Genomic DNA, 10,115 nt, shown 5'->3' with positions numbered 1-10,115 from the left:
CTTGCCCGATAAGCATTTCACGATTCCATAAGCAAAAATTATCACACAAAGTCGAGAAGAGCCATTATACCAAATACAAAATGAATTACACAAGATTGGAGCAGCAAAGCAAGGAATCACAAATAGCTGAATTAGAGCTATTTATAAAAAGTGTAATGGATTCAAGAGAACTGAAACGAGCGCTCTCAGTAAAGATGTAGATGTCTCTCGAAGGTAAAACCTGTGAAGAAATCAGCAGAATACTCTGTGTCAAGCAATCTTTTATATATTACGGTCGAAATATATTTAAAATAAATAGAAGGAATTAGAATAGGATATAAAGGCTCGATCGGATATTTAACAGATGACCAGATAAATGAAGTGATCGGGTGGTTGAAAGCAAAGATTTATTGAAACATGGATGAATTAATCGATTATATCAGCCAACCTTATGGTGTTATTTAAAAATCAAAACAAAGCTCTTATCATTTGTTTTTGCTGGCGAGCATAAGTGGTCAAAAATCTCAAAAAAGTCAGCCAAAATTTGAGCAAGAGTTAGTCGAAAATAAGAAGAAATAAATTCAGAAACTATTAGCTGAAAACAACGATGCAATATCCAGACTTCTTCTCCACTGAGTAACCAGACTTTATAGAGTTTGTCAGCGAAACGTTTTTTTGTCTTAAAGTCCAGAAAACGGGTTTCTCAAAGAAAACGGGTTTCTCAAAGAAAACGGGTTTCTCAATAGTTTCTTGAAGAAACCCGTTTTCTAGGTGACTTAATGCTTCTTTCCAGGGTTCATCATAATTGGCGGTTGTTGGGTTCATTTGAGTTGTCCGCTTACTCTTAGGTGTAAAGCGCGATAGCGTAACGCACCGATTTAATAATAGAGTTGGTGCGTTACGGCGGCTTGTTAATTTTGGTTTTTTGACGGAATTGATAGCCGCCTAACGCACCCTACGCCTACCAAAGAGATCAGGTGAGTTATATAAACCATATTCTCCATTTTGATTGATGGTAGCCCGACTAATGTTAAGTATATTACTATTTTCAATCCCATTCCCTTTATTGCTATTAATTGAGGTTCCAGTAACGGTAGTAGTCCCCTCATTTTCTAATCCTACGCTGAGATTGCTATTGATTGAACCATCAGTGAGCGTTAATGATCCAGTATTATAAATACCAGTATCATTGTTATTGTTGAAAGTAGTTTTAGAAATATTAGCTGTGCCTCCATTATAAAAGCCACCTCCATTAAATCCAGCCTTGTTACTGTTGACAACACTATTAGTTACTGTTAATGTTCCGCTAGAATATAGCGGTTCTCACCCCTGTGTGGCACACTTAAACCTTTGCTAATTAAGCTTTTCAACATCGATAGTGTACCTCTTGCGAACAGGAAACGCTATAAATACCCCCTCCATCATAAGTAGAGCTATTTTCATTAATGGTGCTATCGTTTATAGTTAGTGATCCTTCGTTATAAATACCACCACCATATCCACTTAAGTTTTGATTTATCGTGCTTGATTGAATAATAGTATTACCGAAATTTCTAATACCTCCACCCCTTTGTGATGCACTACCACCGGACATGGCAACGTAAACATTTTGAGTAATTATGCTATTGCTAATATTAGCTAAAGCATTTTCCTCAACAAGAATACCTCCTACTGCTGATTTCGTAATAGTTACTTTATCTAAGGAAAAATTGCTGTTAGCTAAGACATGAAAAATGCGATTACCCTTACCAAATCCACTACCTAAACCACTGCCATCAATAACAGCCTGACTTGTACCCAAACTTTTAATCGTGACTTTACCACCTGGTAAAATATCCAAATCACCAGTTTTGGCTTTATTCTCCCACAAATCATCCTCTAATTGAGTGAGAAAATAGGTTTTCCCCCCTTGTAATTCAATAATATAGTCATTGGTAGTGTCTGCATTGGCTATTAAAATCGCATCTCGTAATGACAATCCACCAGTAGTGGTTCCATCATTTTGATCGGCGGTCGTATTAACGGTTAAAATGATTGGTGCAGATTTTTCTACAGGAACATCATTATCATTGCCTGTGATTGTAATATTGGCAAAGTCATTTTCAGTTGTAATTCTTGCTAATTCTTGCGCTGTTAAATCTACTCTGCGAACTAATGCTGCGAAATATTCTCCTTCATCTCCCGCGCTATCCACCTGATTAACTTGAGCATCCACATAATGCCCAATTTCTTCTAAAATTACGTTAATTATCGTTGCTGAGGAAGCCGTATTTAAAAAAGATGCTGATAGATAAATCTTATTCTTACTGCTGGAATATGCACCATTTGCTGTCCCCAAAACCTCATCACTGAGTACCTCAATTGGGGGAAGTTGACTGAAATTTCGACTTTGCCACTGTTGTCGTAATTGCGTCGCCTTAACCACATCATAACTTGTGCCAAAAGCAGTTTCTAAATTCGCCCAAAAACCATCAGATTGAGCGAAATTGAACAAAACATCATACACAGAAGGAAGGAGGGGCAAAAGAGTAGGAGTCATGACATTAACAGCAGAGGTTTATTGCTAACAGTTTTAGCCCAACAATCCCGAATTTTTCAAGACCCCTGTAACAAAAATTACAAGAAAACGGGTTTCTCAAAGAAAACGGGTTTCTAAATAGTTTCTCGCAGAAACCCGTTTTCTAAATAGGCGTTTGCAGAAAACGGGTTTCTCAGAGAAACCCGTTTTCTCATTGAATTCTGTCGCCTTAACCACATCATAATTTCTGCCAAAAGCGGTTTGCAAATTTGCCCAAAAACCATCAGATTGAGCGAAATTGAATAAAATATCGTCAACAGCAGGAAGAATCGGCAAAAGAGTAGAAGTCATGACGTTAACTGCAAAAGTTTATTTTTAACAGTTTTAGCCTAACAAGTGCCAATTTTTCAAGACCCCTGTAACAGAGATTAACATTTATTGCAAGAAAACGGGTTTCTAAATAGTTTCTCAAAGAAACCCGTTTTCTCGATAATAGGCTAACTGCTGTTTTATTCACGATAATCCTATTATGCCTAAGATCTACCGTCTTGCCCAAGGTCATTTAAACCTATTGGAAACCTGTCCACCGAGATTTCAAAAAGTCTATCTAGAGGAACTTAACACACCGGCTGACCCTGGGCAATTGCAGCGGCAAGAATGGGGCAGTCAGTTTCACCTATTATTACAGCAGCGGGAATTAGGGCTGCCGATCGCGCCTCTATTACGGGAAAATGAACAGTTAGAACATTGTTTAACGGCCCTATTAAAAGCGGACCCAGCAATTGCCCAAAATCCGGGAGAAACCAATCGAGAAGCGGAACATTGTCGCAGTTTAACTGTGGGTAATTATTTATTAACGGTTATCTATGATTTAATTTTATTAGAGAGCGATCGAGCGGTAATTTTTGACTGGAAAACCTACTTAAAACCGATCGATGCCGACAAACTAGCCAAAAATTGGCAGACGAGACTTTATCTGTATGTTTTGGGAGAAACTTCTGCTTATCCTCTTGATAGTTTATCGATGACCTATTGGTTTGTGCAGTTGCCCCGCAGCCCCGAACAAATTACTTTTAACTATAATCGGAAACTACACCAACAGACAGGGCGGGATTTACGCCGTTTATTGAAGGATCTCGATCGCTATCTATCAGCATACGAAAATGATTTAGTTGATTTTCCCCATCGTCCCGATTGTCAGCTTCATTGTCCCTATTATCTTAGACAAGAGCGATCGGGCCCAATAGACTTACCCTCGATCGAGGATATCCCTGAAATCAATCCTTTTGTCTAATTATTGCCAATTTTGTCAGATCAGAATTATAAATTCTCAACTCTGAATTCTGAAGATTATTTTTATTTATTCTCCCTTCTCCCCCACTTCCCACTTCCCACTTCCCACTTCCCACTTCCTAATTCATACTTTGTGCTTTTTGTCAAAAAAACTTTTTCTTTGCAATAAAACTACACAAAAAAAAGATCATCGTTGTGGGTGAAATTGACTAATTTAGCTGTCTTAACTAGGATCACCTTCTAGGTGTGGCAAGGGTTTCAACCATTGCTGTCCAAAAAAGCACAGAATAACCCACCATGAAATTCTATCAAATCGCTGTAACCATTGTAAAATCGTTGTTAAATAAAAATCTTTCTCAATTAATTCTTAAGAATTTATAAATATTGCGAAATATTAATTTAAATATTCTCAAGTTTTTGGAGTCAATAAATAATTTTTGCTTATCTTTGTCCACCATGGGGTTAGAAGTCAGGAGTCGGGAGTCAGAAGTCAGTATTCAGGAGACAGGAGATTATTTTGATGTATTCTTCCCACACCCCACACCCCACACCCCACCTCCCCACTTTCCCACTCTCGACAATTCTCCTTCTCCGCCGCGTTAAGCATAGTCGATAATAATAAAAGACAGATCGATCGCTTGCGCTCATGACCGGCAACCACTACCAGACCTTAGAAATCAGCCATAAATCGACCCCTGACGAGATTAAACGGGCCTATCGGCGTTTAGCCAGACAATTCCATCCCGATAGTCAAAACGATAGTGCCAGTCACGATAAAATCGTCGCTATTAACGCCGCCTACGAGATTTTAAGCGATCCGAGACTAAGAAAGGACTACGATAACCAAATAATCGCCAATTCTCCCCGCGTCCAACGCACTGCCACCGCCCAGGCAAATTACCATCGTTACAAAGAAGCAGTCCAGGAAGACGAAGTCCTAGTCAAACAGTGGTATAACCAGACCTATAGCCCGATTAATCGCCTGATCGGTCAAATTATCCGGCCTCTCAAAGGTCAGATCGATCACCTATCCGCCGATCCCTTCGATGATCAGTTAATGGCTGTTTTTCAAGACTATCTAGAAACCTGTCGCCAAAATCTCGATCGAGCTAAAACCCTCTTTTGCCAAAGGCCCAACCCTGCCAAAATGGCCAAAGTAGCCGCTTCTCTTTACTACTGTCTCAATCATCTCACTGACGGACTCGAAGAATTGGAAACCTTTACCCTTAACTACGATGATCGCTCTCTCCACACCGGCCAAGAAATGTTTCGCATGGCCCAGCGTTTACAGGTGGAAGCTAAACAGATAGCCAGTCAGTGTCAAAATTAGACCGCTTGTAAAAATCAAAAATTGTTGTTAGGGTTAGGAGTCAGTAGCCAGTAGTCAGGAGAATTAAGAATGAATAACAATCAATTAAATGGTCTATTTACAGATTTTAGGCCATTTAATCATCATTTTTGCCGTCTTTGAACCCTGAAAAATTAATTATGCCAGAGGTTTATTAAATCTCTAGCCATGGGCAAAAAAAAAGACGAAAATAGATCAAGACCAGATGTACCCAATCCCTAGCTTAACCCCGATGAGAGACAAACAATCAGAAATTACCAATATATCCACCCCTAGAGATTCTGATCTTTATTCCTTGCCTCCCGCCGTCCAACGGGCTGCTAATATCCTTTTACGTCAGGGAAGAATCGGTTTTTGGACGCAGATTGTCCTGGGCGTAATTTCGGGGGTTTTATTACTCATTGCTACCGCTAGTTTATTAGGGACGAGACAACGCACTTCTGGCATTGAAATCGGTGTTTTGTGTGCCATTGGTGGGGCTTGTTTCTTGGTGGTTGCCATTTTCTTTTCTTCTCGTTACATGAAAATTGCCCGTCAAATGTTGAGAGGTGATCAAGATAGTCGCCCGAAAAAATCCGATACTATTCAGTTAATCCGTCAGGGTTTAATCGCTAATATTATCGGGATGTTTTTAACGATTTTGGGAGCGCAAGCGTTAGCGGGAATTGTCTTAATTAAATCCCTCAATGTTCCTCAAGGTACTTTTAATGTTGCCTCTAACCCCAGTCAGTTTGTTAATTCTGTTGACCTGTTAATTGTGCAGGCTAATACTAATACAATTCTCGCTCACTTTACTGGTATTGTTACTTCTTTGTGGCTTCTTAACCGTATTACTTCTAAATAAATATGGCCATGCAACGCACCCGTTTAAGTACGCTGGCTAATGTCACCAGCAGTCGATTTAATCGCTTTTTTGGTAATCCTTGGCGACGGATTTCCCTACAGATAATTTGTGTTTTATTTGGAGTTTTTTCTGGGCAAGCAATTGTCACCACTGCCGGTCAAACTGCTCAATGGGATGTCACGGCTGCTGGTTTATTGCTGCTGTTTACGGAGGCGATTAGCCGGATTGTTTACCGAAAAAGTTCTCAGGCTAAACCTGCACCGATTCTGCGAGAATCTTTCAATTTACTCAAAATTGGTATCACCTATAGTTTATTTCTAGAAGCCTTTAAAATTGGCTCTTAAATAGGGTTGGCTGAAAATGTTTCTTGGTGGGGTGAGGATTCAGGAGCCAGTCGGGGAAAGTGGAAACCTTGCCCTTAAGTGCCGACCGGCAGCGAGCGTAGCCAGACTAGGCAGAACAAGTGTATTATTTAAGCTGCCCAACGATACCCTTACTCCATGGCGCTTCTCAGGAAAATAAGGATTTCAGACGTTCATTCTCATTAGTACATTAAAATTACCCAGCTTTAGCATAGGCTCTGTAAGACTTTTAGCCATGGCTAATATATTCATACGGGAGAAGTTCAGTTATAATTAAATTACCAAATTATATTTAGGGCAAATTTTTTTAATCATCATGCCACAACAATCCTTAATCACTAAAACCCTGACAGCGCAAGCCATTACCTCCCCCGCACAAAATAGTTTAAATGTCAAGCTTTTTAGAAAAATACTTTTATTGTCTCCCCTGTTGTTTTGGGAATTATTGGGTTTAGAAGTTAGCTCAGTTAAAGCAGTAGAAAACCTACAATGTCCCGTTATTTCTAGGGAAGAAGTTGATACAAATGCTCTTAAAAGAGAAATTGCTAATTATTCAGCCACTCTGCGAGTCTATCCTAGCGATCTGGGTACGATTAAACTTTATCTTCAACGGGGAATGGCCCGAGAAAAAATCAACGATCGAAACGGTGCGATCGATGATTTCAGTCAATACATTTGGTATAGTAATTATAATGCTCCCGCCTTCAAAGATCGACAGTTACTAGCTCAAGCCTATTATCAAAGAGGTGTGTTAAAGTTAGCCATGGTGATTGCGGGAGAAAAAAACCCTATAGCCGAGGAAATCCCTGTTATTGAGGAAAAAAACCCTATAGTTGAGGAAATCCCTGTTATTGAGGAAGAAACACCCTTGATTGAGCGAGAAAGCCGAATCAAGGATCAGCATCAGCTAAAATTATTAGAAGCTGCCCGCTCAGATTTTCAGCAAGCCTTTAAATATAATCCCAATCAAAGCGAAGTTTACTTTAACCTAGCAATTATTGCATCTTTGCTCAATCATCAATCCTTGGCTTTAGATTATTACCAGCGTTTCATTGGTTATGAAACTGAAGATTATCGCGGCTATTATCATCGAGGACAGCTATACTCTCAGTGGGGAAATTATGCAGAGGCTATCAAAGATTATGATCTGGCTATTTTATACAAACCCGATCTAATTGAAGGCTATTATAATCGGGCTATAGCTTTAGAAAAGATAGGGGGAAAACGAGAGGCTTTTAAGGATTATAAAATCGTTTTAAAATGCTCACCCAAACTATTTTTAGCCAAGAATGCTCCTAGCAGTTATCAAAACCGTGCCAGAGTACAACTTGAAATCGCTGACGAGGAAGTCGAATTAGCCAATTTATCTTCTAATTCCCTGTCAGGATATCAAACAGCGATCGAGTATTATAATGGAGCCATCAAAGATCTAGCACTTGTCATCCGTATTAATCCCAACTACGATAAAATTCCCCATTCTAGAGCATTTCTTAAACGGGGTTATGCTCACCTAAGACTCAACAATAATCAAGGGGCAATTCAAGATTATAACCAAGCAATTTATCTGCAACCCCAAGACGCAAAAGCCTATGTATATCGGGGGTTAATGCGAGCCAATAAATATCAAGAATACGCAGGAGCTTTAGAGGATTTTACTGCGGCAGTGGCACGAAATCATCATGATGCAGCCGCTCACTATCATCGGGGGTTAGTGCTGTATAAATTGGGGCGTTATCAGGAGGCAGTAGATAATTATAATAATGCCTTAGCCCAAGATGATCGGATTAATACACCTAGTTTTACTTCTCGCTCTGTCTGTAGCGAAAATATCCGAGAATCTGCCGACAGAAATTATTTTTATGACTCCAGAGAACCCGATTTTCGTCCTAATTATAACGTCTTTTGTCACGCTCAAGCGCGGGGAGATGCTTATTTTGCCTTGAAAAATTTTGCCGCGGCCGAAAGAGATTATACTACTTATATAGTGGCCTATCCTAACGATCCAGAAGGTTATCATAAACGGGCCAATGCGCGTTTTGAAAAAGGGGATAAACAGGGAGCGATCGAGGATTATAATGTATTTCTACAAAAAGTCCGTGATGCGAGAATTTTCTATAGTCGTGGGAATAGTCGCACTGACGTGGGAGATGATCAAGGAGCGATTACAGATTATCTGCAATCTTTGAGCATTAATCCTATCGATGTGACAGCGTATAGTAATCGGGGAAATGCACGCACTGATACCGCTACTATTCCCGATAATGTACAAGTAACACCGAGAATATCGGAGAATCCGATCGCCTATAATAATCGTGGTATTATTCGACGACAAACTGGGGATAAGGAAGGTGCTTTAGAGGATTTAGATAAGGCAATTAGCTTGAATTCCAATAACCCAATCGCCTATAATAACCGGGGAGTTATTCGCTTTGATTTGGGAAATAATACCGGTGCTTTGGAGGATTTAAATATGGCTATTTCTCTCCAGTCTAACTATGCTGAAGCTTACTATAATCGAGGTTTAGTTAAGGAAAAAATAGGCGATAAGAAGGAAGCGATCGCTGATTATCAATTAGCAATTACTTATCAGCCAAATTATGGCGAAGCTTATTATAATTTGGCGCTTGCCACCTACGATGATAAAAATCCTAGTAGTCGAGTAGCGAGCCTTAACTATTTGCAAAAAGCCGCTAATGCTTTGATAAAAACCGGTAATTTAGAACTGTATGAACGTGCGGTAGAATGGATGTTAAAAATGCAGTAATTTCTCGAAAAAATAAGCTCAGGTTTGACAAAGGCTTCCAGATTTGGCTATTTCAAGCCTTCAAAGAGCGGCGGAGTCTCTTATTACCGATGAATTAGCCGCTAATCATCATACAAGGTTGGGTTGAGGCACGAAACCCAACAATACACCCAAGGAAACCCAACAAAAAGATTCAGACGGATTTAGGTGTTGCCTGTTGGGTTTCGCTTTCCCTTAGAATTGAGAGGTTTTCTTTAACATATTTATTCGCTCAACCCAACCTACGAAACTAGACGTAAGGAAACCCAACCATAAACCCAAGGAAACCCAACAAAAAGATTCAGACAGATTTAGGTGTTGCCTGTTGGGTTGCGCTTTTCCTGGGAATTGAGAGGTTTTCTTTAACATATTTATTCGCTCAACCCAACCTACGAAACTAAAGTAGGTTGGGTTGACGTAAGGAAACCCAACTATAGACGTAAGGGAACCCAACAAAAAGATTCAGACAGATTTAGGTGTTGGCTGTTGGGTTTCGCTTTTCCTGAGAATTGAGAGGTTTTCTTTAACATATTTATTCGCTCAACCCAACCTACGAACTCTAATTTTTACTACCGTAGGTTGGGTTGAGGCACGAAACCCAACAATACACCCAAGGAAACCCAACAAAAAGATTCAGACGGATTTAGGTGTTGGGTGTTGGGTTTCGCTTTCCCTTAGAATTGAGAGGTTTTCTTTAACATATTTATTCGCTCAACCCAACCTACGAAACTAAAGTAGGTTGGGTTGACGTAAGGAAACCCAACCATAAACCCAAGGGAACCCAACAAAAAGATTCAGACAGATTTAGGTGTTGGGTGTTGGGTTTCGCTTTTCCTGAGAATTGAGAGCAGGGCAATCGCACTTAAATTAGGTTGACATAGTGACCAAAATCTCAGGTAATTTTACCAAACAACTCCTGATTTTTGGCTGCTCAAATCCTCATTCCAACAAACTTGGAACAATCTGACAGTAGGGATGGGTTGAAGTTT

Annotated in this window: 8 protein-coding genes and 1 pseudogene; 6 read left to right on the top strand and 3 right to left on the bottom strand. The window is 39.8% G+C overall.

Annotated elements, in window-relative coordinates; genetic code table 11:
- Window positions 1-200: hypothetical protein (locus IM515_RS24575; RefSeq protein ID WP_287633318.1), on the top strand; the 200-nt coding region annotated here is incomplete at its 5' end.
- 370 nt (window positions 201-570) lie between these two features.
- Here the strand turns inward: IM515_RS24575 and IM515_RS24570 are convergent.
- The 3 genes and pseudogenes from IM515_RS24570 to IM515_RS24560 all read right to left on the bottom strand — a co-directional run bounded on the left by IM515_RS24570 (window position 571) and on the right by IM515_RS24560 (window position 2,848).
- Window positions 571-804 (bottom strand): hypothetical protein, encoded by a 234-nt coding sequence (locus IM515_RS24570; RefSeq protein ID WP_002763025.1) that lies wholly within the window; start codon window positions 802-804, stop codon window positions 571-573.
- A 1,323-nt stretch (window positions 805-2,127) separates the two neighbouring features.
- Window positions 2,128-2,518: pseudogene (locus IM515_RS24565) on the bottom strand (calcium-binding protein); the annotation flags it as partial.
- A gap of 96 nt (window positions 2,519-2,614) precedes the next feature.
- Window positions 2,615-2,848 (bottom strand): hypothetical protein, encoded by a 234-nt coding sequence (locus IM515_RS24560; protein ID WP_287627748.1) that lies wholly within the window; start codon window positions 2,846-2,848, stop codon window positions 2,615-2,617.
- Between the two features lie 178 nt (window positions 2,849-3,026).
- On the opposite strand from IM515_RS24560, the gene IM515_RS24555 reads away from it, so the two are divergent.
- The 5 genes from IM515_RS24555 (at window position 3,027) to IM515_RS24535 (ending at window position 9,108) form a co-directional block, all read left to right on the top strand.
- Complete coding sequence (locus IM515_RS24555) at window positions 3,027-3,791, top strand: PD-(D/E)XK nuclease family protein (protein ID WP_287627747.1); 765 nt, start codon at window positions 3,027-3,029, stop codon at window positions 3,789-3,791.
- Between the two features lie 645 nt (window positions 3,792-4,436).
- Entirely contained in the window at window positions 4,437-5,120 is a 684-nt protein-coding gene (locus tag IM515_RS24550; RefSeq protein ID WP_287627745.1) for a J domain-containing protein, read from the top strand.
- A 250-nt stretch (window positions 5,121-5,370) separates the two neighbouring features.
- Entirely contained in the window at window positions 5,371-5,982 is a 612-nt protein-coding gene (locus IM515_RS24545; protein WP_002768594.1) for a DUF3611 family protein, read from the top strand.
- Window positions 5,983-5,984: 2 nt separating this feature from the next.
- Window positions 5,985-6,326, top strand: coding sequence for a DUF565 domain-containing protein (locus IM515_RS24540; protein ID WP_002768596.1), 342 nt, complete (start codon window positions 5,985-5,987; stop codon window positions 6,324-6,326).
- Window positions 6,327-6,660: 334 nt separating this feature from the next.
- Window positions 6,661-9,108 (top strand): tetratricopeptide repeat protein, encoded by a 2,448-nt coding sequence (locus IM515_RS24535; RefSeq protein WP_287627743.1) that lies wholly within the window; start codon window positions 6,661-6,663, stop codon window positions 9,106-9,108.
- Window positions 9,109-10,115 lie beyond the last annotated feature (1,007 nt).

Source organism: Microcystis sp. M44BS1, assembly GCF_020244875.1.
Lineage (GTDB): Bacteria > Cyanobacteriota > Cyanobacteriia > Cyanobacteriales > Microcystaceae > Microcystis > Microcystis panniformis.
This window is presented reverse-complemented; position numbering and strand designations above follow the sequence as displayed.